The following is a 26,026-nucleotide window of genomic DNA, read 5'->3' as shown; positions in this document are numbered from 1 at the left end:
CATGAAATTCATCAGACAGTCCCTCGGAGTCAAGGTCATCCTGCTCTCTTCGCTGCTGACCATTGTCGCGTTCACCGGACTCTTCATATACAATTCCTATACGACCTATTCCCTGACACTGCATGAGGTGAAAGCCGCCTCGGTGCGCGAAGCGGATATGCTCTATATGGCTATCGAAGACCCTATGGCTGTGGGGGATAATGAAGGAACCGCGCAAAAATTTACCGAAATGGCTGAGCGCTATGGAAATATCCACGCTTATCTCACTGATTATAGCGGAGAGATAACCTATTCCACCAAAAAAGGCGTGGTTCGAAAATCCATCTTTGATGTTCGTGGTGAGAACGGTTTGCCAGATCTCGTCAAGCGGGGAATCAAGGAGAATATTGCTGAAGGCGAACTCATGAAGATCGACGGCAGATTGCAGTTTGCCGAAGTCAAAAGTATTGCCAATCAGAAGTCATGTCACCACTGTCATGGCCGGACGCGGAAAATCCTGGGCACCATGGTCATGACCGTGGATGTCAATCCGCAGTTTGCCAGTCTCAAAAACAGTCAGATAAAAGCCGCCGCCATTTCCGTGCTTGGAGTTGTGGCGCTGCTGGCCGCACTGATTCTTTTCATGCGCAAGTCCGTCGTCAATCGGATTACCAGCATTGCCGCAACCACCGAAGAAGTGAGCAAAGGAAACCTGAATGCCCGTTTCACGGTAGAAGGGGCGGATGAACTCGGTTCCCTTTCTCGATATCTCGGTGAAATGGTCGAGCAGATTAAGGATCAACTTCAGTACAATAAAAGTGTTCTCGACGGGATTGTTGTGCCGCTTTTTGTGACTGACTCCGAAGAAAGGCTGCAATTCATCAATCCGCCACTCAGAACGATTCTGGGATTAACTGAAGATGAGGTCAAAGGACGTCCTGTCTCATCCATTTTTGAATGTGACCCAGGAGATGATACCTGTGATGCGGCCCATGTCATTGCGAGCGGTATCCCCATTTCCGGTAATTTCAACTATCGCCGTGCGGATGGGACCACGTTCCCGCTGCATTTCGAGGCCTCGCCTCTTGAAGACGCCGAAGGGGATACGGTTGGGGCCATTTGTGTGCTGATCGACCTCACTCGTGAGGAAGAGGATAAAAAGAATATTGAAGCGCAACGGCAGAATCTTCTGGTCGTGGCCAATGAAGTGACAGAGGTTGCCGACAAATTGAATAAGGCATCGGATGCCTTGATGGAACAGATGGACAGGTTGGCAAAAGGGGTAGATACCACTGCCGATCAGACGAGTCAGGTCGCAACGGCCATGGAAGAAATGAACGCAACTGTTCTCGAAGTCGCCAAAAATGCTTCAGAGACAGCGGATGCCTCGAACAAGGCAAATACCGTTGCGGCAGATGGTGGCATTGTGGTCAACAAGACCGTGGCCGAGATCAATTCGGTGGCTGAGATAACGGAACATCTGGCAGAGGCTCTCGGATCGTTGTCCAGTCGTGCCGAAAATATTGGCAAGGTCATGGCGGTCATCAATGATATTGCTGATCAGACCAATCTGCTGGCGCTTAATGCCGCCATCGAAGCAGCACGAGCTGGGGAAGCCGGGCGCGGGTTTGCAGTTGTGGCGGATGAGGTTCGCAAGCTCGCCGAAAAGACCATGGATGCCACCAAGGAAGTGGAAGGAGCCATTCTGCTTATTCAGCAATCCACCACGGATGTCGTCAAGGAAATGGATACGGCGAAAAAGAGTGTCGTTAATACCTCGTCCATGGCGCAAGAAGCGGGTGGTGTCCTGGAAAAGATCGTTTTGCATTCCGACTCCATCGCAGATATGGTCCGCGGTATTGCCACGGCAGCGGAGCAACAATCCGCTACTTCAGATGAGATCAACAACAGCGTCACGCATATCAATAATTTGTCACAGGATGTCCTGCGGGGGATCAAGGAATCCAACGACGGTATTCGTGAAGTCTCGGAAATGGCGGGCCATCTTAGTGAATTGGTGGCCAAGTTCCGAAATTGAGAGACATGCAGTCATGTCCGGGGCGGTTCGATACATAATCGAGTCGCCCCGGCTTGTTTTGTGGAGCATGGGCTCAAAATGGTCAATGCATAGTCTGTATTCGAAAGAGGGAGTCGTTCAGCTTTAAATCTGAAAAGGCACAAATTGCCTGGGGGAACACGTCCGTGTTGGCAATTATCTTGTATAACACTTTGAATGTATTGCCGTAGAAGGCTTTACAGACACAACCGGCGGGGGGTCTTGACAAAAAGGTCAAGACGGAATAGTAATTATTGCTATAAAGATTTTGGGAGGTAGCCTATGGCTTCCGAAATGGGATTTAGACTTTCCAAACAGCGGAAAGTGATACTGGAAGAGTTGCAAAAGGTGAATTCTCACCCCACAGCCGATGAAGTGTACGATATGGTCCGCAAGATCATCCCTCGTATCAGCCTTGGAACTGTGTACCGCAATCTCGAGTTTCTGAGTAGTAAAGGTCTTGTCCTCAAGCTGGGGGCGCCCGGAGCTCAGAAGCGGTTTGACGGTGTGGCAGAACCGCATCCTCATATACGGTGTGCGGTGTGTACTCAAGTTGCCGATGTCGAGTGCGATGTCGAAATCCCGATAATTCCTGATTCCTGTACGAGCGGCTACACGATTCTTAACACCAATGTTGAATTCGTGGGTGTCTGCCCCAAGTGCCAGAAGACTCAGCAGTAGTCTGTCAGAGAGATTTTCGAAAAGACCAAGCAGTTTCGACTGCTTGGTCTTTTCGTTTTTTTTATAAAGCTTCCGATTCCGGCTTGACAGAGTTTGGCAAAGTAAATAGTAATAATTCCTAGATTGGTCATAAAAGTCTTATTTTATGAAAAGAAATCAGTTTTCATCTGCCATGTCACCACTGGTGAAAATAATACGCCAGTTTTTGCCAGGAGGTGTACATTCCGAACGGATATGGTAAACAGGTGTCGCAAAGTGAATTTTGCATCAATTCAAATTCTACATTCATGTCAGGAGGACTGTATGTCACTTAAAGGAACCCAGACCGAAAAGAACATTTTGACAGCATTCTGTGGCGAATCCCAAGCTCGCAACAGATACACCTATTTTGCCAGTGTGGCTAAAAAGGAAGGATACGTTCAGATATCCAAGATTTTTGAAGAGACCGCCAATCATGAGAAAGAGCATGCCAAACGCCTGTTCAAGTTTCTTGAAGGTGGCGATGCAGAAATCGTTGCCTCTTTCCCTGCGGGAAAGATAGGAACGACTCTGGAAAATCTGAAGGCTTCTGCTGCTGGCGAGCATGAAGAGTACTCTGAGATGTACCCTGAATTTGCGAAGGTCGCGCGTCAGGAGGGATTCGATGAAATCGCCGATGTCATGGAGCACATCGCCATTGCCGAGACCTACCACGAAGAACGATACAATAAGTTGATCGAAAATATCGAAAATGGCACTGTTTTCGCCAAGGAAGAGAAAATCACCTGGCGGTGCCAGAACTGTGGATACAACCACACAGGAGCCAGTGCCCCGGACGAATGTCCTGCCTGTGCGCACCCCAAGGCCCATTTCGAGATGAGAGACTACAACTGGTAAACCTCAACCTTACAAGGAGACGACTCAATGGCTATCAAACTTGGTGAAGTTTACAAATGCAATGCCTGTGGCAACATCGTTATGGCGATTCATGCAGGCGGCGGCGATCTGGTCTGTTGCGGCGAAGAGATGGTGCTGATGACTGAAAATACTGTTGACGCAGCCGTCGAAAAGCATATCCCCGTCATTGAAAAAGATGGAGACAAAGTCACCGTGAAGGTCGGTTCTACTGCCCACCCCATGGAAGAAAAGCATTACATCGAATGGATAGAACTGTGCGTCGGCGATACTGTGCTGACAAAGATACTCAAGCCAGGCGATGCTCCCGTGGCAGAATTCTGTGTCAGCGGACTGACCGGTGACATCACCGCTCGGGAATATTGCAATATTCATGGCTTGTGGGCCGGTAAATAGGCGTTTGCGATCACGATAGATTCCTGTTTGTTCCGCGTTTGTACGCGACAAGGCCGGGGCGCTTCCCCGGAGTGGATGTCATCGGGAATTCTGTCAGCCAGACTCAAATCATAAGGGGCAGGGCGACTGCCCCTTCATGGTCCCCGTGTATGCTGTTTCCAAAAAAAACGGCATTTGGTATTCCTCCCCTTGGCCGAGGTGAGAAGGAACGTTACGGGCATAAAGTGTCCCTGTTCAGTTTTGAACCGGGACGGGAACAGTGGAGGAACGCGATGGCGAAGCCAGAAGACATGTGGCAGTGCCAAACCGTGAACTGCGGATATATTTACAACCCTGACAAAGGGGACCGAAGAGGAAAAATTTCCAAAGGTACCTTGTTTCAGGAATTGCCCGATGAGTGGCGATGCCCGATTTGTGGCGGTTCGAAGAAATGCTTCAGACCGTTGGCCGGAGCAGGCTCGACTCAGGCGGACTGTGAACTCCCGGTGGAAACCGATTCGCAGAAGTTGACAGCCGCCCCCACTACTGCAACAGTATCAGACCAAAAGGAGAATCAGATGCAGAAATACGTATGCGAAATTTGCGGCTATGTTTACGATCCAGAAGTTGGAGATGCCGACAATGATATCCCGGCTGGCACCAGTTTCGAGGATCTGCCCGATGATTGGACCTGCCCTATTTGTGGTGCAACCAAGGACAGTTTTGTTCCTGAAGACTAGAAAAAATCGCCCGACATCGCGGGATGAAGCGCGTGCCACGGCTCGCGCTTCTTTTTGCCCTTTTGGTTGATTGACCATTCAATGCGGAGAAAAAGATGAAACCAGTTGAAATAAAGGAAGGCGTGTTTTGGACCGGTGTCGTGGACTGGAATCGTAGAAACTTCCATGGCTACTCCATCGCGCACAAAGGAACCACCTATAATAACTTCCTGATCAAGGATGAGAAGACAGTCCTGATCGATACAGTGGCTGCCGAATTTTGGGATACCCTCAAATGCAATCTGGCCCATGCCTTGGGACCGGATGGAAAGATTGACTACTTCGTCATCAACCATCTGGAACCCGATCATGCAGGCTGCCTGGAGTATGCTTTCGAGAAGTACCGCCCTGAGAAGATCTATACGTCTCCCATGGGTGAAAAAGCTATGAAGGCTCATTTCCATTACACCGATTGGCCTGTGGAAGTCGTGCCTACCGGCACCGAGATTGCCCTCGGCAAGCGGACATTGCAGTTTGTGGAAACCCGTATGCTGCATTGGCCCGATGCCATGCTGACATACTGCCCAGAGGAAAAGATTGCCTTTACCAACGACGCGTTTGGCCAGAACTGGGCAACCAGTGAGCGCTGGGCAGATGAGGTCAATCGGTCAACTTTGGAAGAGTTGATGGGAGCATACTATGCTAACATCGTCCTGCCGTACTCCCCTGTCGTGTTGAAGACCCTCAAGGCTCTGGGCGAAATGAATCTTGATATCGAGATGATTTGTCCTGATCATGGTCTCATGTTCCGTGGCAAGGAAGACATTCAGTGGGTTTTTGACAAATATACCGAATTCGCCGAGCAGAAACCCAAGAACAAGGCTGTCATCGTCTATGACACGATGTGGCATTCAACAGAGAGAATGGCCAATGCCGTTGCCTCTGGATTGGCGGATGAAGGTGTCTCCGTGCGCGTCATGTCCATGAAGTCAAACGATCATTCCGATGTTATGACAGAAGTTTTTGATGCCGCAGCGGTTGTTGTCGGGTCACCGACGCATAACAACGGGATTCTGCCGTTGATGGCTGACATGCTGACCTACATGAAAGGATTGCGCCCCCAGAATAAAATTGGTTCAGCCATTGGCTCCTTTGGGTGGTCTGGAGAATGCGTCAAGATTCTCAACGGGTGGTTGGAAGATATGGGGATGGAAGTCCTTGATCCGGTCAAGGTCAAGCATGTCCCGACCCATGATACGCTCGCGGAATGCTATAATCAGGGAAAAGCCCTGGCTGCCGCCATTAAGGAAAAAATTGGTTAGCCATTGATTGATATTAAATAAGAAAGGCCCGGTCTCTTTTGAGACCGGGCCTTTCTTATTTGACGCCCGGAGGCACGAGGAGTCTGGCAGAATGGCAGTTAGAAGAGCATGGGCTTTCTTCTCTTTTATGGTACTTTGTTGTCGGATTTTTCCTGAGAAATATATGCTTAATAAAATCATTCCATGACTGAAGGGTACCTGTAATAAGGAGTGTATAAGGTGTGCGGTGGAATGAGTTCTTGAACGTTTTCAGCTCCAACAGAGAGCTTTTCCCCCCAGAGTGGTCCACAGAGTCTTTGCATTGTTTCAAAGTGAGGCACGAAGTATGTCATTCTTTTTTGGTGTCAAGAAAAAGCTCATGATTCTGACAGTCTTGACGCTTGTCCCCTTTTTTACCACAGGCACAGGGCTGACAACATTTTTTATGCTTCGTGAGCAGGTACAGCAGCAGCATCAGGAAGAGAAGGTTCTGTTGAGATCGGCAAAGGGCTTTTTACAGAATAGAATCAACATTGCCCGATCTGACATTCTCTTCCTTGTGGATGCCATGCGACCGTACCTGGCAAAAGATCTGAAGACGAATTCCTTGTCGTCGGAGAATCGTGATGCACTCTACGATTTCATGTCAAACTTCCTGGAATCAAAAAAAATATATGGACAGCTGCGAATTATCGATCTGGTTGGATTTGAAAGAGGGCGTGTTGATTATATCAGCGGGCGTTCAAAGATTGTGAGCGAGAAGAATCTCCAGAAAAAAAGTAATCGATATTACTATAAGGAAGCCTTGGCAGTAGGGAAAGGCGAGGTCTACATCTCGCAACTTGATCTGAATATGGAAAATAATCGGATTGAGCTTCCGTACAATCCGATGCTCAGGTTTATTTCCCCAATCTACAGAGGGGACGACAAGATCGGGTTGGTCATTCTCAACTATTATGGAAATGAACTCATAGACGATCTGGTCAGCACCATGCCTGAAAGTCGTGGGTTTTGGATGATCGTCAATAATGACGGAACCTATATTTATAATGAGAAATCCCCGGAAAAGATATGGGGCATGGTTGATCCTGATTCTCGAACGGGTATTTTCACTGATTTTCCGGAACATTCCAAATCATTGATGGATAACTCGCAAACAACGTTAGCCATTGAAGGAACGCAGTGGGATGCAACACCCATTCAGATGGAGATTGGTTCGAGTCGGAAGATTTTGACACTTATTCATCTCGTTCGAGCTCCGTCTGTGGTTTCAATTCTCAGGAGTCTCTCATGGTTCGTGTTTCTGATTCCTTTGGGGGCATTGATTAGCGGGCTGTGCATTGCCATGTACGGTGGGATCGTCATTACTCGACCGATTCAGGAGTTGAGTCGAACCATGACGGGGTATGCGGCTGGCAAGAGGGAGTTGCGTGTCCAGTCCATCAACGATGATGAATTCGGGACTCTTTCCAGAATATTCAATGATATGGCAAACAAATTGAGTGATCTTTACGCAAATCTTGAAAGTCAGGTGGCGAAACGGACCAAAGAACTGGAGATGGCAAACCATCAGTTGGAACGAAGTGAAGCGATCAATGCTGCCATCATTGATAATACGCTGGAAGGGATAGTCAGTGCGGATATTCAAGGGAATATTTTGGGATTCAACAAGGCCGCAGAGGGGATTTTCGGGTATAAGGCCTCGGAAGTCGTCGGGAGAAGCGTGACCATGCTCCAGCCCTCCCCTTATCGTGAGGAGCACGCATCATACGTGGACAGATATCTGCTGACAGGGGAACGGAAAATAATGGGCGAGGGGCGTGAGGCTTTTGGGCTGCGCAAGGATGGGTCAAAATTTCCTGTGCACCTGGGAGTCAGTGAAGTTGTGGTTGGCAGAGAGCGCTTTTTCACTGCGACACTGAGGGATTTGACCGAAATACGGAAGGCTGAAAAGGCTGCTCAGATCAGCCAGGCGCGCTTTCGGGCCACTTTTGATCAGGCGGCAGTCGGGCTTGCCCACGTGGGATTGGATGGTTCCTGGATTCGAATTAATGACAAGCTTTGTGAGATTGTCGGATACCCGAGGAGTGAATTGATCCACAAGACCTTTCAGGACATCACTCATCCCGATGACCTGGCAACGGATCTGGAGTTGGTCGGCAAAGTGATTTCCGGCGAGATTCAGAACTACCGAATGGAAAAACGGTACTGGACCAAGGACGGAGGTCTGGTTTGGGTCAATCTCACAGTCTCGCTCATGAGAGACATAGATGGTGAACCAATCCATTTCATTTCAGTGATAGAGGATATTTCTAAAAGAAAGCAAATGGATGAAGCCTTACGGCGAACCCGCCTTTCTGTGGATCGATCTCGAGAGGGGATTTATTGGGTACGGCCGGATGGTTCCATTTTCGATGTCAATGATGGTGCGGTCAGGCAGATAGGGAGGGAGAAGGATGCATTGTTGACCCTTTCCATCAACGAAATTCTTCCTGATCTTGATTCGGAACATTTGACAGAAGTTTTCGAACGGGCACGCAAACTCGAAGGAGTGAGTTTTGAAACGATGCTGCGGCGCAGTGATGGAACCCGGCTTGCCGTCGAATTGGTAACCTATTTTCTGATCGCTGAAGAGACTCATTTCATGTGTTGTTTTATTTCGGATATTACAGAGCGCAAACGGTCTGAGCAAAGCCTCATCGACGCACGTAATGAGGCTCAGACTGCCCAGGAAATCGCGGAAGCGGCCAGTCAGGCAAAGTCGAATTTTCTGGCGAGCATGAGTCATGAATTACGGACTCCACTCAACGCGGTTATCGGTTTTGCAGAAGTACTTCAGGATAAATACTTTGGACCGCTGACAGAGAAACAGGACGAATATATCGTCGATATCCTGCAAAGCGGGCAGCACCTTCTGGCACTGATCAATGATGTTCTTGATCTCTCCAAGATTGAAGCAGGCAAAATGGAAATCCAGCTTTCCCAATTTGATCTGGATATGCTTTTGAGCACAAGTCTCATTTATATCAGGGAAAAGGCAAAAAAACACAATATAGAGTTGGTGACGGATTTTCCAGAAGATATAGGGATGGTGAGTGCTGATGAACGGAAGATCAAGCAGGTTTTGTTCAATCTCCTTTCCAATGCCTCCAAGTTTACACCGGATGGCGGACAAATAACTCTTGCTGCAAGTCGGCTTGATTTTGGTTCGGTACGGGAGAAGGTCCCAGAGACACTTTGGGGAGAATTGGCTTCAGATCAATCTGATTGGCTTCTCGTCTCGATCACGGATACGGGTATCGGGATTGACGAATCGCAACTTTTCAAGATTTTTGATTCCTTTTATCAGGTCAAATCGGGCAAAATCGATAAAACTCCGGGGACAGGTCTGGGACTTCCCCTTTCTGCCCAGCTTTTGCGATTACAGGGCGGCACCATATGGGCTGAGAGTTCAGGTGAAGATCAGGGCAGTCGGTTTGTTTTCGTGTTTCCCGGTCAGCAATCCACGAATCCTCGACCGGAAAATCAGGAGTAGCACTCATGTCGAAAAAAGTTCTTGTTGTTGAGGATGATCCCCGTAGCCTGAAGTTGGTAAGAGACCTTGTGGAAGCGTTGGGTTACCAGGCCCTGGAGGCAATGAACGGGCTGGACGGGGTCATCATGGCCGAAGAACAGCATCCTGATCTTATTTTCATGGACATTCAGATGCCGGTGATGGATGGGTTGGAAGCTATCAAGCGAATACGAGCATTGCCCTCCAACAATTCCATCCCCATAATTGTTCTCACGGCGTATTCTCTTCCGACTGAGGAAAGCGAGATTCGTGCTTCCGGCTGTAATGATCTGATGACAAAACCGATAGATACGCGTCGATTGGTTGCGCTTCTGCATGAATATCTCGGGGCAGCCTGATGGGTATTCTGCAAAGAATTTCCTCACGAGGTCTTTTTTTCGGTTTTGAGGCCCCTCTTTTCGTCACCTTGTGGGGACGGTTGATTCTGTCCATCTCCATCGTCTTTCTGGGAATTTTTTTTATCGTTGATATGGAACGACGATATGATGAGCATCTTGATGCAGAGATTAGGGCTTTACTGGTGATGAGCGATCTTCGATATTTCGAAGAAAAACTCCATACGGCCATAGTGAATTCGGGAGAAATGAAAGAGGGAGAGCAGTCCCCTTCCATAGCCCGGTTGCAAGCGAGCATGGTGAATGTTTTGGCTCAGATCGAGAAAATTCCCGTGGCGGAACAGGGGATTTTGCATGATGTCGTCACATCCTTCAGACAGCTTGAGGAGTTGGAAGTTTCTCTCTTGAATGGTTCTTCTGTGGGGTCTGCTTTTGCGTCATTTCTTGTTTCCGATGAGTACAAGAGTCTCAGGGAGCGGTTTAAGCTCGCTGTTGAAATGTCACAAAATCACCTTTCACGGGTACATGACGGTGATGAGAATTCGGGTCATCATATCCAGAGGAATGCCCTGTTGGGGGGGGGGATTTTATTTTTGCTCGGCATCTGGAATGGTGTTTTTTATCGTGAACACCGCCATGTTCAGGTGCTGGCCGACGCTAATAAAGAGCTGAAAGCCGCACAGGAAGAAGCGGAGTCCGCCATTCAGGTCAAAGCCCTGTTCCTAGCCAGTGTCAGTCACGAGTTCAGGACACCGCTCAATTCGATATTGGGTTTTTCACAAATACTGACGGACAGATACTACGGGGAGCTGAATGAAAAACAGCGAGGGTATGTCAAGGATATCGAACAGAGCGCACAGCTTCTCAATGAAATGGTCAATGAGATTCTTGCGCTGGCCCGAGTGGAAGCAGGGCGGTTATCACTAGATTGCCGCCCGGTGCTGCCTGATGAGATCGTGAGTCGGGTTCTTTCCCTGGTCAAGGAGCGCGCGTTACAATGTGGGATTATCTTGAGTTCCGATCTTGAAAGATTACCGATGATGGCACTTGATCAAAACAAGATTCACCAATCCATATTGTATTTGATCGATACTTCCATTCGTATGGCCTCGGAGGGTGCTCATCTTCATGTGAATTTGGAGTCCTCCCTGCCTCCGGCTGAATTTTTGGCGGAACAAGATAGTCGGGATTGGCTGTCTCTGACCGTGACCCTTTCGAAGACGGATGTGAGCCATTTGGCGTGTTCGGATATTACCGAACCTTTTTCGGGAATTCATTACGGGGCCGGTCCCGGATTGGGAATTGGCCCGGTTTTGGCCAAAAAATATGCAGAACTTCATGATGGACGGGTTTGGTGCGAAAAAAATGAGGCTGATGCAAGTTTCGGCTTTCATATGGCAGTTCCTTTGTCAGGAACATGTCGCCCCACAGGTGAGGGGAGAGAGGAGATGAAAAATGTCTGACGGGCCACTTATCCTGGTTGTCGATGATGAGGACCGCAACCGCCGACTTCTGGAGGCATTGCTTATACCTGAAGGGTATTCCGTGAAACTTGCCAAGGATGGGTACGAAGGGGTCGAGTTCTCTGTGAAATATTCCCCGGCTGTCATTCTCATGGATGTCATGATGCCGGGGATCAGCGGGTTTGTTGCGACAAAGCAGATCAAGGAAAACCCTCAAACCGGTATCATTCCCGTGGTCATGGTCACCAGCCTGGATGATGTGTCCGACAGAGTGCAGGCCCTGGAGTCCGGAGCCGATGATTTTCTGACAAAACCGGTGGACAGGACTGAACTGCTGGCACGAGTCAGGACTCTCGTCAAGTTGAAGGATTATTCAGAACAGTTGATACATTATCATCAAGAGCTTGAGCGAGAGGTCGAACGCAAGACAGCACAGCTTTCCAAGGCTCTCGAAAAGCTTCGTTCCTCTTCACTCCAGACGATCTTTCGTCTCTCCAGGACAGCTGAATTCAAGGATGAGGATACAGGGGCGCATATTCAGCGCATGAGTCATTACTCTGCGGCTATCGCGCTCGAGATGGGCCTTTCCGATACGGTTGCCGAGCATATCCTGTATGCCGCGCCACTGCATGATATCGGCAAGATCGGTATTCCTGATAGAATCCTGCTCAAGCCGGGCAAACTGGACCCGGACGAATGGGAAATCATGAAAAGACACACCACTATCGGTGCCCGTATTCTTGAGGGTGATCCTTCCGGTATTTTGAGGCTCGGAGAGGTTATCGCCCTTAACCACCATGAACGGTGGGATGGGAAAGGCTACCCCCGAGGGCTGGCGGGCCGGAAGATTCCTCTTGCAGCACGGATTGTCTCCATTGCCGATGTCTTTGATGCACTGCTGTCTCCCAGACCCTATAAGGAGGCATTCTCGGTGGATAAAACATTGGAAATCATGGCAGGGATGCGTGGAACCAATTTCGACCCAGATGTCTCGGACGCGTTTATGAGAATTTTAGATAAAATAATGCATATCAAGGACACCTTTTTGGATGAGGAATGCCATGGCCTTTATTGCTTCGAAGGGGATTCCATGGCCTGACCCCTTTCATCCCATCGCGTTTATCTACAAAACCGTATTGTTTGTGACATGTAACGTCACGAACAATGCGGTTTTTGATTATAATGGCAGTGCACTTCTCATATCAACTATAAAGGAGTATGCGTAAAAATTTTTAAAGTGCCATCTTTTTTTGCAATGGAGCCATCAAGCCAGGATACCCCATGAAAACACTCACTTTTGGAATACGTCTTGATATCACCATCCTCAGTTTCCTGATAAACCTTTTGAGTCTGGCGGTCCCGATCGTCCTGCTTCAGGTCTATGATCGCATTCTGCCAAATTCCGCCCTCAGTACGGCCGCATTGCTCTTTCTCGGGGCCATTGTGGCACTGGTTATCGAAGGAATATTCCGGTTCATGCGAACATATATACTCTCCCTTTACGGGGAATTTTTTGAGTATTCATCAGCGCTGCTGGCCATGCGCAAGCTCTTTGAGTGCGATCTGGCCCAGGCGTTGAATATGGGAAGTGGGGCACTCAAACAGCGACTTGCCGATATTGCGAGTATGCGTGAACACTATTCCGGGCAGACCCTTCTGGTCATGTTCGACTTGCCTTTTACTCTGCTTTTCCTCGGGGCGATATGGTATATCGGAGGGAACCTTGTTTTTGTTCCACTGACAATCTATGTGGTGGCCATTCTCTCGACAATGATAGCGGGAAGAAGCCTGCGAACGGCGTCACGGAAGACAAGTGAGACCGATGACGACAGGATGAATTTCATAACTAATATTCTCAATACGCTTTCCTCCATCAAATGCCTGGGAGGTGAGCGATTGATGCTGCGTATTTTCCGTCATAAATCACAGAGCCTGATTGTGGAACGCACTCGGCTCGACAGGCTAGGACATACTATTTCCGATTGTATTTCGCTCCTTGGCGGACTGACCACCATCGCGACCGTGGTAGTGGGAGCCTTATTCGTTATGGACGGCCAATTGACCACAGGCGGGCTTGCTGCCTGTACTATCCTCGCAGGGCGGAGTCTTAGCCCGGTCGTCGCTCTGATGGGGCTTTGGCCACATCTGCAACGAATTTGGGTGGCACGGGACCGCGTGGATGAATTCTGGGAACTCGAAGAAGATCATACCTTTTCTGTTGATTCCGAATTGGCCCCTGAAGACGGTTCCATAGTCATGAAGGATGCACAGGTTTCTCGGGGGGATAATCTGTATACATTCAACATGGATATTCCTTCTGGGAGCAAGTTCATGTTGAGTAATTCCATGGGGGCGAGCCTTCCGATGTTCATGGGCTTGCTTATCGGGAGCCGTCAGCCTGACAAGGGACAGGTGTTGGTCGGCAATTATCCTCTGCCCAATTATGCCCGAAATACCTATCGCCGCGCCGTGGCATTCGTGACGCGCCGAAGTCAGGTGTTCCGAGGCTCCATTATGGACAATCTGACGTTGTATCAGCCTTCCAGGGAGTTGAAGGCCATTGAGCTTTCTCATCAGGTCGGATTGACAAAATTTATCCATTCCATGCCTAACGGCTTTCGAACCCAGGTCGGTGATGTCGTGGGTGGACCGCTCGAAATGGGGACCATCCAACGCATGGCAATAGTTCGGGCTTTGACTCAGGACCCAGTCCTGCTTTTCCTCAATGAAGCAGATGAAGGGATAGACCTTGCAGGAAAACAGTTGCTTGCCCAGATGCTCCAAAAGGTGGAAGGGCCGACAATCCTTCTGCTTCCGACAGATTCAACCTTACGAACAGTGTTCGAACACTCACTGAAGCTTGATGAACATTGTACGGTTACCGTCAAATCAGAAGCAATGGAGGTGGTGGCATGAGTTTACGCTTCCATCAAATGCACCCTCTGGAGTTTTGCGAAGATGAAATATCCTGTCAGGGAAACTTTTTCTTTGCCCTGGAAAATGCAAATCTGCCACCTTCGCCTTATCTTGATGCACTGGTCAGCGTTCTTGCTTCGATCTGCTGGCACGGATCGGCCAAGGAGTTCTTGTCCGCCTTGCCGCTAGGGACGCCACTCGGCTTTGAAGACCTTCGGGATATTCTTGCCAGGCTCGGGTATGATACTGAAGTCCTTTCCGCAAAGGAAATAGGTGACTTGAGTACTCCAGCCATCCATGTGACCGGGGAGACTGTGACCGTTTTGACCCCGGAAAGCGATCCGCCTCGTTCTGGCGTTGTCATCCTGGTTTTTCCCAAAGTCGATCTGGCTTCAGGAGCCGCTCAAGGTTCCTGGCTTTCCTGGACAGTCTCCGGTCTCTGGAGTCAGGTTTCCGGGGCTGTCATCGCGAGTTTCTTCATTAATGTTGTTGGATTGGCACTCCCGTTCTTCACGCGCTATGTCTATGACAGAGCCATCCCGGCCCATTCTTCAACCGGTTTGCTTTACCTTGGCGGTGGTGTGTCGATAGCCGTAATCTTCGGCATGGTTTTTCGGCTGGTCCGGTCCCGTTTGCTGACATACGCCGGAGGACGCCTGGCCTATCTCTCAGGGGTAGAATCCTTCGGGAAGATTCTCAGTCTACCAACAACTATTCTGACAAAAAGCAGTACGGATGCGCACCTTTTGCGTCTCCGTGACCTGGAACGGGTTCGGGAATTTGTTTCGGGAAACTTTGCCACAACGCTACTGGATGCACCTTTTATCCTTTTGTATCTCGGTGCCGTGGGGGTCATGGGCGGACGCCTGGCTCTGGTGCCTCTGACAGCATTGATCCTCTACTGCATGACGATCCCCTTTCTGAGTATGCTTGAAGACAGGGCTATGCGAAAGGCAGCCAAGCTCAACAGTGAAAGGAGCGCTATTCAGCAGGATACCATTGATAAATTAAGAGGTCTGATTGGTGTTGGTCTGGAAGAGCGGTGGATTGATAATTATTCCAGGGTAATGGCTCGGTCCGCAGTTGCAAACAGAAATTACGCCCTGATTTCCGCGAGCTTCCGCATCCTTTCCAGGATTATGTCATCGGGTACGGCGCTGGCGACACTGGCCGTGGCAATGTGGTTGGTTCTTGAGGGTTCCATCACGCCTGGAGCGATGATCGGGTCAATGATGTTCATCTGGCGGATCACCGGTCCGACCCAGACTCTGGGGACTGCGTTCAGCCGTTATTTCCAACTCCGGCATTCCGCCCGGCAGATGGATAGGCTCATGGAACTTCAGGGAGAGAATCTTGATGCGTCTCTGGTTTCTCCATTGCAGGATCTTCCGCCGACAGTTGCTCTCAACCGGGTTGTGTTCCGGCATACCTCAAATGGCGAACCCGCTCTTGCCGGTGTTTCAATCCAGATAGAGGAGGGAGAGGTCATTGGTGTGACCGGTCCCAATGGAGCGGGAAAGACCACTCTCCTGCAAACCGTTGCTGGTCTTATTCAGCCACAGGGTGGCAGTGTCCTGATCGGCGGGCGAGACCTTCGGCAGTTCCATCCCGAAGATGTCCGCTCCTGGCTCGGGTTTTTGCCTGAAAACGATATCCCGTTCCGAGGAACGTTGCGGAGTAATCTTCTCATAGCCAAGTCTGACGCCACGGAAGAGGAACTCTTGCACGCTCTGGAGAAAGCGGGAGCAGGATCACTTGTCAATACCCTTCCGGAAGGGCTTGACTCCTTCATGTATCTGGATCGCGGTATCCGGGTGGGACACGATATGCAGCAGGCAATTTGCATTGCCAGGGCACTTCTCAAGAATCCCAGAATATTGCTTTTGGATGAACCCATTTTCCATAATCCCAGATACCAGGAAAATTTTTACAAGCTGCTCGATGAGTTCCGAGGTGAGAAGACTGTCCTGATTTCCTCCCACGATCGAGATGTCTTGGCTCGGTGTGACAAGGTCCTGCTTCTGGACCAGGGGATGCCGATCAGCTTTGGCAAACCGACACCGCCACCCGCTCCCAAGACCACATCCGCCACTATCACTACTTCGCAGGAGTCCAACTAATGAGCAAGCACAAGAGTATGTTTCGAGAACGAGCTATCATGCCGCATCGTCGCCCCTCTCCGGTGCGTGGTGTCGCATGGTTGGTGGCCCTCCTTATCCTGTCGCTTTTGGCCTGGTCTTTTGTGGCCAAGATTCCGGAGGTCGCCAGAACCCGTGGACAAGTGGAACCCCACGGGAAGATTTCACTGGTACAGAGTCTGGAGGGTGGTCAGATAGTTGATATCCTTATCAAGGAAGGGCAGTCCGTTGAAAAAGGGGAACCTCTTATCCGTTTTGAACCATTGCAAACCGAGACTGATGTCAATCAGCTCCAGTCCCGGATGGTGTTTCTGGAGTTGGAAGCAGAACGTCTCAAAGCTTTTGTCAATGAGCGCGATCCTGATTTCTCGCAGTGGATAGAGAATTATCCGCTTTTTGTTGAGCAGCAGATGGAGATTCTTATTGCCCAACGAGCCGAACTCAGGGCGGAAGTGCGAGCCTGGCATGAACAGTATGAACAGAAACAACAATCCCTGAATGCGGTCAGGAAGAAACTCCCGGTTCTTGAAAGGCAGCTCAAGGCCTCCTCTGAGATTTCCGAAATGTACAGAAAACTCAAGGAGAAAGGTGTTGCTTCACGGGTTGAATTGCTCGGGGCTCAGCAGCGTGAATCTGAATTTCAAAAGGAAATGGCTGAGTTGCGAGGGATGCGGCAGGTTCTTCGCAAGGAGATTCGTGAGGTTCGTGAGAATCAGGAGCGGGTTCGCCAAAACCTTTTCACGGCAGCTCAGACAAAACGAGCACAGATGTTGTCCGAACTTGCTGAGAATCGGCAGCGGTTGAATGAACGTCAGACCTCGCTTGATCGTCTGCTCATTTCCTCTCCCACAAAGGGCATCGTCAAGTCGTTGATGTTTACCAGTCCGGGAGCAGTGGTCAATCCGAGTGAGGTCATTGCGGAGATTGTTCCGCTGGATGTGGACCTTGTTGTCCAGGTCCAAGTTTCTCCGCGAGATATCGGTTTTGTTCATGCCGGGCAGTCTGTGAATATCAGGGTCGATACTTATGATTACTCCAGATATGGCGTTTTGGAAGGCACTTTGACCAAGCTCAGTCCATCTACTTTTACGGGTCCCAACGGGGAATTGTATTATGTTGGAGAGGTGACGCCTGTACGATCATATCTTGGCAGCATACCGGGGAAAAGTATGTTGCTTCCCGGCATGACCGCCGAGGTTGATATTATTACGGGAGAAAAAACTGTTTTCCAATACTTGCTGAAGCCGGTCTTTACGATGGCCAGCAAGGGATTTCAGGAAAGATAACAAACGAGGTTTGCCATGGCCGATGATAACGTCAACGATATCCCCATTCCGGATGGTGACGAAGAAAGCCTGCGAGAACAACAGGATGAGCAGGCAGCTGAAGGGGCGCGCCAGGCCTCGGAAGATGCCGAAAAGCTCAGGGCCGAAGAATTCCCTCAACAAGGGTTGTTGACCGGTGACGACGAACAACCTTTTGGCAGTCGCAAGGATGACGAGTCGCTTCTCTCCGAGGGGGAAGGCGCTGCCGCTGATACGGCTCCAGGGACTGATCCCATTGCCGTGAACAGAGTGGAAACTCCTGAAAGCCAGGCAGCCCCTGCTCCTGAAGCCGATGCAGTTCAACCAGGAGATGCGGCAGCTCCTCCCGAAGCTCAAGCGGCACCGGGCGGAGCCACACAGGCCGCGCCATCTTCCTCATCATCAGTGCTCAGGAATGAAGGTACTGATCCTGACGTGAGTTTGGCTGCACCAGATGGAGAGACCGAAGAGAGCGCTCCGGAGGCTCCCCCTGCGGATGTCATTGTGACCGAGGGTGAAGATCCGATCATTACCACTGCCCAGGCTCCGGCTCTCAACGTGGAATTGGCTCAGGTCAATGAGGATGGCACGGTCCCCTTGATTATTGAAGCGACTCTTCAGGACACAGACCAGGGCGGGGAGACGCTTTCCATTCTGATTTCCGGTCTGCCGGAAGGAGCGGTTCTTTCAGCAGGAACAGATCTTGGTGATGGTGTTTGGGAGTTGACAGCCGAGGACCTTGACGGACTGACCTTGAGTCCTCCTCCTGATTCAAATGTAGACTTCACATTGAGCGTGACAGCGACCAGTACGGGGAGTGATGGCTCCACGGCGTCAGTTGAACAAGACTTGCCGGTCGATGTCATCGGTGTGGCCGATGAAGCGGACTTCACGGCGAGCCTTGGCGAGGCGACGGAAGACCAGAATATGCCGTTTGATATTTCCGGTAGCCTGACGGATACGGATGGCTCGGAGACGCTGACCTATGTTGTTTCGGACATTCCCGACGGGTTCAGCCTGACAGCGGGGACGGACAACGGCGACGGCACCTGGACCCTGACTTCGGACGAGGCGTCCGGGCTGGAACTGGTTCCCCCGGCGGATTTCTCGGGTGACGTGGATCTGACCGTCACGGCCATTACCACGGAATCCGACGGCAGCACGGCCTCGAGCACCAGCTCGGTGAGCGGCTCCTTCACGCCGGTGGCAGATGCCCCGGACGTGACCGTGTCCGATGCCACTGGCAGCGAAGACGGCAGCATTGCCCTTGATATTTCGGCAGCCCTGACCGACACGGACGGCTCGGAAACCATCAGCGTGGTGGTGAGCAACATCCCGGACGGCTCGACACTCTCCTCAGGCACGGACAACGGCGACGGCACCTGGACCCTGACCGCCGAAGAACTCACCGACCTGACGATCACGCCGCCGGAGCACTTTTCCGGTTCACTTAATTTGACAGTCGCGGCCACCAGTACTGATGCCAATGGTGATACGGCTACGACTTCGGCTCCATTACGGGTGGATGTCGCGGCTGTGGTTGATGCGCCGACATTGAGCACCAGTGCGGCTGTGGGCAGCGAAGATGTTCCTGTTCAACTCGATATAGCTTCCAGTCTTGTGGATACGGACGGTTCGGAAACGCTTTCCCTCAACCTCTCCGGGATTCCTGACGGGATATCTCTGAGCGCAGGGACCGATAACGGCGATGGCTCATGGACGCTTACGTCACCGCAGCTTTCCGGGCTGACCATGACCATGCCTCGTGATTACAAGGGAAATTTCGATATTACGGTGGAAGCGACCAGTACGGAGAGCGTGGGGGGAGAGACCGCCGTCGTGACCGCTGTGGTTCCTGTGACCGTGAATGCCGTGGCTGACACCCCTGCTCTGACCGTGATTCCTGCCGTATCCAGTGAAGATACGAGCATGGCGTTGACGATTGAAACCAGTGTCACTGATACGAGCGGAACCGAGAGTATTACCGATGTTGTTGTGTCAGGACTTCCCGCAGGCGCGACGCTTTCAGCAGGAACAGACAATGGAGATGGCTCGTGGTCTTTGGCTCCTGCGGATCTGGAAGGCTTGATCCTTTCACCGCCTGCGGACAGCAATGTTGACTTCACCTTGACCGTGACATCGACAGCTCGTGAACCCAACGGAAGTACCGCGCAGAGTGTGGCGATGCTTCCTGTGAGTATCACCGGAGTTGCCGACACGCCAACAGTGACCACCATTGATGCCGAAGGCAACGAAGACAGCTGGATTCAGGTTCAGGCAGGAGGAGCGTTGACAGATACGGATTCTTCGGAGTCCCTTTCCTTCTCGATTACCGATCTGCCGACAGGGGCAAGTCTCAATGTTGGGACACAGAACCCGGATGGTTCATGGGATGTTTCTTCCGAAGATATCGGGAATCTGTATGTTCGTCCGCCTTCCAATTACAGTGGCACTTTCGACATCACAGTCACCTCCCTCGCTACTGAAAACGATGGAGATATAGCCACTGCCTCGGAGCCGGTCAGCGTGACGGTCAATGCTGTTGCTGATGCGGCGCGAAGCCGTGCAAGGGATGTGTCAGGGGATGAAGACAATGATGTGCCTCTCGATTTATCAGCTTCGGTGAGAGATGACTCTGAAGTCATTGAGAGTGTTGTGATTACTGGTGTTCCTGAAGGCTTTTCCATTGTCGGCGGGACTGATTTGGGCGGTGATTGGTCAGTCCCGGCTGAGAGCCTGGACAGTTTGTCAATCCGAGCGCCGCAGGATTATTCGGGAACAGTGAATTTGGGCTTTGACGTGACCACGTTGGAACCGGAGAACGGGAGCACCAGAACGACCTCTCGCAGTTTTGATGTCACCTTTGAGGCTGTCGCGGATGCGCCGATCATTACGGCGAACAACGTGACGACCCTTGAAGATACTCCCGTGCAACTCGATCTTCTTGCCCAACTGACGGATACTGATCTTTCCGAAACATTGGAGGTCACGGTATCAGGTGTGCCTGCCGGGGCATCCCTTTCGAGTGGGACCGATAACGGTGATGGTTCATGGACCATTGACCCGGCTGATCTCGGAACAGTGACCTTGACGCCGCCACAGCATTTTTCCGGGGAAATAGCGCTGGAATTTACCGCGACGTCCACGGAATCATCCAATAACGACACGGTTTCTCGTACTGCCGGATTCACCGTCGGTGTTACCGGGGTAGCGGATATCCCCGAAATCACGGTGGTTGATGTTCAAGGAACAGAAGATACGGAAATTGCACTGACTGTGCGTGCCGAATTGGAGGATGCGGATGGTTCGGAGAGTCTGTATGTCGAATTCTCGGGAGTGCCTGAGGGAGCAACGTTCTCTGCCGGAACCATGCTTGATAACGGGAACTGGTTGATTCCTTCCGGTGATCTCGATTCTCTGACAATGACACCTCCACCTGATTCCAACGTCGACTTTACCCTGACGGCCCGGTCCCTGGCTATCGAGGCCGATGGCGACAGAGTGTATTCCGTTCCGCAAGACATCAATGTTTCTCTGCAAGGTGATCCTGATGTTCCGATCGTGACCATGGAGGGAGCGCGGGGGGATGAAGACACGAGCATCTCACTCAATTTTACGGCAGAATCCACTGACACCGATGGTTCCGAGACAATCAGCTATGTTGTGAGTAATATTCCCGCCGGAGCGAGTCTGAGTGCCGGTACTTTTATCGGCAATGGTCGTTGGGCTGTTTCCGCTGAAGACATGCCGACTCTGTCTGTGACTCCTCCGAGCGATTATTCCGGTACTTTTGACCTGAGTGTGACAGTTGTCGTTCAGGAAGATGACGGACGACAATCGCAGGAAGAGTATAGCGTTCCGGTGACGGTCGATCCGGTTGTGGACCAGACCGATCGCGGTAGTGTCGGCGGTTCGGCATCCTATGGAACTGCCGGAGGGCTTGAAGATACCGCCATTGCGCTCAATGTAGACCCAGGGCTGACTGATGCAGATGGTTCGGAGACGGTCTTGTGGGTCGATGTTTCCGGGCTGCCCGTGGGGGCGACTCTTTCTGCCGGAACGGAAGACCCGGATAATCCCGGTGTCTTCAGAATACTTCCCAGTGAATTTGCGGGCTTGACGGTCACTCCGCCAGAGAACTCGGATGTTGATTTCGATTTGACGGTCCAGGCGACCATTCAGGAGTCGGGCGGTGCCACGGTTGTCTCTGAAGGACAATTGCATGTTGAAGTTCATGCTGTGGCTGACGCGCCTCTTCTGGAAACAACCAGTCTGTTGGGGCTTGTGAACCTTGGTGCAGAGGCTTCTTTGACAGACACCGATGGTTCTGAGTCTCTCTCATTCATTCTTTCAGGATTTCTAGGATTGAATGTAGCACCGTCGGCAGGCATCAACCTTGGTAACGGTTCCTATCTGTTGACCGAGGATCAACTCGACGGTTTGAGCCTGTCTTCTGATACTCTCGCGTTGGGCACAACTTTGTTGGCCACGCTCCACGCGGTTTCCACCGAGGCGGAAAACGGAGATACTGCCGTGACTTCCGAGAGTGTGCTCTTACAGGTTTCGGCGTCGATCGATTTGGGTGGTGATCTTTTGGGCGGCGGCTTGCCGGATCCGGGAACCATTATTGATGGAAGTATAATCGGAACCCCCATGACGCTTGAGGTCAACCAGCCGACCGGGTCCGAAGATTCGCCTTTTGCCGTGGATATTTCGGCTGATTTCGGGACAGGTGGCAGCCAGTATGGCGTCATCATCAGCAATCTCCCGGAAGGGGCGCGGCCGAATACCGGCTACTATGATCCAGTTAACGATCAGTGGGTTATCTCTGGCGATGATCCCTCCTTGCTGGAGAATCTTGAAATAACGCCACCCGCTGATTTTGCCGGTGCGCTTGATTTTACTGTTTCCATAGCCAAGACCGGTGAAGATGGCCTGACACAACAGACCAGTACCGTTGTGACTGCCACCCTCGACCCGGTTGTTGATAGTCCTCAGATCAGCTTGGGGAATCCGGAAGGTACTGAAGATACACCATTCCTTTTGGACCTCAATGTCAATGTGACGGACGGATCGGAACAGATAACCTCGGTCGTCATTAGCAATCTGCCTTCGGGGGCGACGATTCTCGGGGCCACAGATTTGGGTGACGGGCGGTTTGAGGTGGGACCGGATCAATTGGATCAAGTTCAGTTTTCGCCGCCTGAAAATGCGCATGGGGATTTCTCGTTCACCGTGGACGCCGTGGTTGAGGAGTCCGACGGAACGCAATCCTCATTTTCCAGTGATCTCGGTGTCAGCATACAGGCCGTGGCTGATCCGGCAAGTATCTCGGTGACGGATGCATCCGGTCTCGAAGATACTGCCATTCCATTGAATATTGATGTTGATCTTGTGGATACCGATGGGTCGGAGACAACGTCGTTAACGCTTTCAGGTGTCCCGACTGACAGTCTTTTTTCTGCTGGTATCAACAATGGAGACGGATCATGGACTTTTACTCCCGGACAACTTGACGGGTTGACCTTTACACCTCCCCCCAATGCGAGCGGGGATTTCGAATTGACCCTTTCGGTGTATACTCTTGAGGAGTCCACTGGTGAGGTTGCTGTTTCCACTCAGGCGGTGACGGTTAGTGTGGAGGGCGAGGCTGATGACGTTCCGGTCGATTCCATCGGTACGAGTGGCGATGAAGACACGGCCATTCCTATTGAACTCAGCTATTCTTCTATCGATACGGATGGTTCTGAGACGGTTACTGCTGTCTTGACGGGTATTCCCGCAGGGGCATCTCTCTCTGCCGGAGTGGTTCAGGGTGATGGATCGTGGCTTGTGCAGGGGGAAGATCTTCCTGATTTGACCATCACACCTCCTCTGGATTTCTCGGGAAGTATCGATATCCATGCTGAAATAGTCGTAACGGAAGCTGATGGCGACTCTGTTTCGACAGGAACTGATTTCTCAGTCGAGGTGATTCCTGTGGCTGATAATCCGAATCTCTCCCCACAATCCGTGGTGGGCGATGAAGACACGGCCATCCCGCTCGACCTTCAGGCCAGCGTGAGTGATGCTGGTGAAATACTTGAAGTGTCGGTTTCCGATCTTCCGGCAGGAGCAACGCTCTCTGCCGGGACGAAGAATAGTGATGGATCGTGGACTCTTTCCGCCTCGGACCTGCCTGGATTGACACTTCTTCCCGACCAAAATCAGAGTGGTGACTATACGCTGAGCGTCACAGCCACAAGCACGGAACCTGAGACGGGTGAGACTGCTCAAACTTCGGCAACTTTTGATGTGAGTATTACGCCCGTGGCCGATGCGCCAACGTTAATTGTGGACGCTGCGACCGGTGATGAAGATACGACTATCCCGTTGGATATCGAGGCTTCCTTGACTGACATCTCGGAAGTTCTGAGTGTGACTCTCTCTCAGTTGCCGGAAGGAGCATCCCTTTCCGCCGGGATAAATAATCCGGATGGATCGTGGACTCTGGCACCGGAAGATCTTCCTGGATTGACCTTGACTCCGGCTGATAACCAGAGTGGAGATTATACAATTACTGTGACGGCAACATCTCAGGATGGAGCCTCTCAAGCAGAAACCATTTCTGATTTATCGCTTTCCATTACACCCGTTGCGGACACGCCGAATCTGATTGTCGCTCCGGCAGTGGGTCTTGAGGATACAGCCATCTCCTTGGATATTCAGGCTGCGTTGCTCGACACCTCTGAAGTGCTTGAAGTGACGATCGAAGGTGTGCCGACAGACGCGACGTTGTCTGCCGGGACACAGAATCCCGATGGTTCGTGGTCGCTGCTTGCGGCCGATCTTGATGGCCTTCGTCTCTTCCCGGCTGAGGATCAGAGTGGGGATTACACCCTGACAGTGACAGCCACGGCCCTTGATGGTGCGGCAGAAGCCGAGGTTGTGGTTGACCTGCCGCTCTCCATTCTGCCCGTTGCGGACACGCCGAATCTGATTGTCGCTCCGGCAGTGGGTCTTGAGGATACAGCCATCTCCTTGGATATTCAGGCTGCGTTGCTCGACACCTCTGAAGTGCTTGAAGTGACGATCGAAGGTGTGCCGACAGACGCGACGTTGTCTGCCGGGACACAGAATCCTGATGGTTCGTGGTCGCTGCTTGCGGCCGATCTTGATGGCCTTCGTCTCTTCCCGGCCGAGGATCAGAGTGGGGATTACACCCTGACAGTGACAGCCACGGCCCTTGATGGTGCGGCCGAAGCCGAGGTTGTGGTTGACCTGCCGCTCTCCATCCTGCCCGTTGCGGACACGCCGAATCTTGTTGTTCTTCCGGCTGTTGGGCTTGAGGATACAGCCATCTCCTTGGATATTCAGACATCCCTTTTGGATACTTCAGAGCTTCTTGAAATAACGATCGAAGGTGTGCCGACAGACGCGACGTTGTCTGCCGGGACACAGAATCCCGATGGTTCATGGTCACTGCTTGCGGCCGATCTTGACGGATTGACCTTGACCCCGCCTCCTGACAGCGCTGAAGATTTTGACCTGACAGTCACGGCAACAGCTCTGGATGGTTCTTCGGAGGCTTCCACGACAGTGACATTGAATGTTGATGTCATTGGTGATCCTGATGTGCCGACATTTTCGGTACTCGATGTTTTGGGCGATCAGGACCAGCCTATCGCTCTTTCCATAGATGCGCAGACAGATTTACCGGGCGAGTTGCTTACAGTGACGATTTCAGGTGTTCCTGACGGTGGCAGCTTGACGGCAGGGCAAGACAATGGGGGAGGATCTTGGACGCTTTCTTCCGACGAAGTGCCGGGGCTTTCGCTGAATCCTCCCGAGGGGTTTACCGGGTTGCTCGATTTGACTGTTGAAGCCACTGTAGAACAGGATGGTTCAAGCATCACCTTGACTGAGAATGTCAGTGTGGAAGTCCTTTCCGTTGATCTCGGATTGAGCACTGAGGCCCAACTGTATACGGATATTCTCGGTCTTGGTACCCAGACGAATGATGGGTCGGATGCAACATTAGCCCAGGCTTTGGATCATACTCTGAACGGGCAGGACATGATTGCCGACAGTCTGGATAATTCGCTTCTCGAAGAACCCGTCACAAACGATGGGGATCTCGGAGCTGCGGATAATACGGAATTACTCGATCCTATTATAGAACAGATCATGCCGCCGGAAGAATAAACTCTGTGGAGCCAGACGGTCGAGATGGGGGGAGGCTCCGGTTTGGGAGTGACTTTCTGTTGCCATGATGAAAAATTATATAATAATTTGAAAACACAGTGCAGGCA

At 51.3% G+C, this 26,026-nt stretch carries 14 protein-coding genes and 1 pseudogene; all 15 read left to right on the top strand.

All coding sequences use genetic code 11. The annotated features are described in order from the left end of the window. Position 1 precedes the first annotated feature (1 nt). The 15 genes and pseudogenes from BN4_RS08365 (at position 2) to BN4_RS08300 (ending at position 25,919) form a co-directional block, all read left to right on the top strand. On the top strand, positions 2 to 2,017 hold the full coding sequence (locus tag BN4_RS08365) for a methyl-accepting chemotaxis protein (RefSeq protein WP_015414947.1): 2,016 nt from the start codon (positions 2 to 4) through the stop codon (positions 2,015 to 2,017). A 300-nt stretch (positions 2,018 to 2,317) separates the two neighbouring features. Then, entirely contained in the window at positions 2,318 to 2,716 is a 399-nt protein-coding gene (locus tag BN4_RS08360; RefSeq protein ID WP_015414945.1) for a Fur family transcriptional regulator, read from the top strand. A gap of 303 nt (positions 2,717 to 3,019) precedes the next feature. Continuing rightward, positions 3,020 to 3,592 carry a rubrerythrin gene (gene rbr / locus BN4_RS08355; protein ID WP_015414944.1) on the top strand — a complete coding sequence of 191 codons (573 nt, stop codon included), beginning with the start codon at positions 3,020 to 3,022 and terminating at the stop codon, positions 3,590 to 3,592. 27 nt (positions 3,593 to 3,619) lie between these two features. Beyond that, positions 3,620 to 4,006, top strand: a complete 387-nt coding sequence (locus BN4_RS08350) for a desulfoferrodoxin (RefSeq protein ID WP_015414943.1) — start codon at positions 3,620 to 3,622, stop codon at positions 4,004 to 4,006. A 272-nt stretch (positions 4,007 to 4,278) separates the two neighbouring features. Beyond that, positions 4,279 to 4,491, top strand: a pseudogene (locus tag BN4_RS18260) (rubredoxin); the annotation flags it as partial. 72 nt (positions 4,492 to 4,563) lie between these two features. After that, positions 4,564 to 4,725, top strand: a complete 162-nt coding sequence (gene rd / locus BN4_RS18135) for a rubredoxin (protein ID WP_231856617.1) — start codon at positions 4,564 to 4,566, stop codon at positions 4,723 to 4,725. Between the two features lie 95 nt (positions 4,726 to 4,820). Further along, the gene (locus BN4_RS08340; protein ID WP_015414942.1) at positions 4,821 to 6,026 is read left to right on the top strand and encodes an FprA family A-type flavoprotein; all 1,206 of its coding nucleotides are present in this window, start codon (positions 4,821 to 4,823) and stop codon (positions 6,024 to 6,026) included. A gap of 325 nt (positions 6,027 to 6,351) precedes the next feature. Beyond that, complete coding sequence (locus BN4_RS17170) at positions 6,352 to 9,540, top strand: PAS domain S-box protein (protein WP_015414941.1); 3,189 nt, start codon at positions 6,352 to 6,354, stop codon at positions 9,538 to 9,540. A gap of 5 nt (positions 9,541 to 9,545) precedes the next feature. Further along, positions 9,546 to 9,917 carry a response regulator gene (locus tag BN4_RS08330; RefSeq protein WP_015414940.1) on the top strand — a complete coding sequence of 124 codons (372 nt, stop codon included), beginning with the start codon at positions 9,546 to 9,548 and terminating at the stop codon, positions 9,915 to 9,917. After that, positions 9,917 to 11,377, top strand: a complete 1,461-nt coding sequence (locus tag BN4_RS08325; protein ID WP_015414939.1) for a sensor histidine kinase — start codon at positions 9,917 to 9,919, stop codon at positions 11,375 to 11,377. The genes BN4_RS08330 and BN4_RS08325 overlap by 1 nt, the downstream gene beginning before the upstream one ends. Beyond that, positions 11,370 to 12,476: an HD domain-containing phosphohydrolase gene (locus tag BN4_RS08320; protein ID WP_015414938.1), complete on the top strand. Its 1,107-nt coding sequence runs from the start codon at positions 11,370 to 11,372 to the stop codon at positions 12,474 to 12,476. Before BN4_RS08325 ends, BN4_RS08320 begins: the two co-directional genes overlap by 8 nt. A gap of 182 nt (positions 12,477 to 12,658) precedes the next feature. Further along, entirely contained in the window at positions 12,659 to 14,293 is a 1,635-nt protein-coding gene (locus BN4_RS08315; RefSeq protein WP_015414937.1) for an ABC transporter transmembrane domain-containing protein, read from the top strand. Continuing rightward, positions 14,290 to 16,413, top strand: coding sequence for a peptidase domain-containing ABC transporter (locus tag BN4_RS08310; protein WP_015414936.1), 2,124 nt, complete (start codon positions 14,290 to 14,292; stop codon positions 16,411 to 16,413). Before BN4_RS08315 ends, BN4_RS08310 begins: the two co-directional genes overlap by 4 nt. Continuing rightward, positions 16,413 to 17,717 (top strand): HlyD family type I secretion periplasmic adaptor subunit, encoded by a 1,305-nt coding sequence (locus BN4_RS08305; RefSeq protein WP_015414935.1) that lies wholly within the window; start codon positions 16,413 to 16,415, stop codon positions 17,715 to 17,717. Before BN4_RS08310 ends, BN4_RS08305 begins: the two co-directional genes overlap by 1 nt. 15 nt (positions 17,718 to 17,732) lie before the next feature. Beyond that, entirely contained in the window at positions 17,733 to 25,919 is an 8,187-nt protein-coding gene (locus BN4_RS08300; RefSeq protein ID WP_015414934.1) for an Ig-like domain-containing protein, read from the top strand. Positions 25,920 to 26,026: the final 107 nt, after the last annotated feature.

Origin of the sequence: Pseudodesulfovibrio piezophilus C1TLV30 (assembly GCF_000341895.1) — a bacterium.
GTDB lineage: Bacteria > Desulfobacterota > Desulfovibrionia > Desulfovibrionales > Desulfovibrionaceae > Pseudodesulfovibrio > Pseudodesulfovibrio piezophilus.
Note: the sequence above shows the minus strand (reverse complement) of the source record. Positions and strands in the feature narration are given on the sequence as shown.

Coding starts and splice junctions, on each gene's coding strand:
- BN4_RS08365 (WP_015414947.1), top strand. CDS start 2: ATGAAATTCATCAGACAGTCCCTCGGAGTCAAGGTCATCCTGCTCTCT.
- BN4_RS08360 (WP_015414945.1), top strand. CDS start 2,318: ATGGCTTCCGAAATGGGATTTAGACTTTCCAAACAGCGGAAAGTGATA.
- rbr (WP_015414944.1), top strand. CDS start 3,020: ATGTCACTTAAAGGAACCCAGACCGAAAAGAACATTTTGACAGCATTC.
- BN4_RS08350 (WP_015414943.1), top strand. CDS start 3,620: ATGGCTATCAAACTTGGTGAAGTTTACAAATGCAATGCCTGTGGCAAC.
- rd (WP_231856617.1), top strand. CDS start 4,564: ATGCAGAAATACGTATGCGAAATTTGCGGCTATGTTTACGATCCAGAA.
- BN4_RS08340 (WP_015414942.1), top strand. CDS start 4,821: ATGAAACCAGTTGAAATAAAGGAAGGCGTGTTTTGGACCGGTGTCGTG.
- BN4_RS17170 (WP_015414941.1), top strand. CDS start 6,352: ATGTCATTCTTTTTTGGTGTCAAGAAAAAGCTCATGATTCTGACAGTC.
- BN4_RS08330 (WP_015414940.1), top strand. CDS start 9,546: ATGTCGAAAAAAGTTCTTGTTGTTGAGGATGATCCCCGTAGCCTGAAG.
- BN4_RS08325 (WP_015414939.1), top strand. CDS start 9,917: ATGGGTATTCTGCAAAGAATTTCCTCACGAGGTCTTTTTTTCGGTTTT.
- BN4_RS08320 (WP_015414938.1), top strand. CDS start 11,370: ATGTCTGACGGGCCACTTATCCTGGTTGTCGATGATGAGGACCGCAAC.
- BN4_RS08315 (WP_015414937.1), top strand. CDS start 12,659: ATGAAAACACTCACTTTTGGAATACGTCTTGATATCACCATCCTCAGT.
- BN4_RS08310 (WP_015414936.1), top strand. CDS start 14,290: ATGAGTTTACGCTTCCATCAAATGCACCCTCTGGAGTTTTGCGAAGAT.
- BN4_RS08305 (WP_015414935.1), top strand. CDS start 16,413: ATGAGCAAGCACAAGAGTATGTTTCGAGAACGAGCTATCATGCCGCAT.
- BN4_RS08300 (WP_015414934.1), top strand. CDS start 17,733: ATGGCCGATGATAACGTCAACGATATCCCCATTCCGGATGGTGACGAA.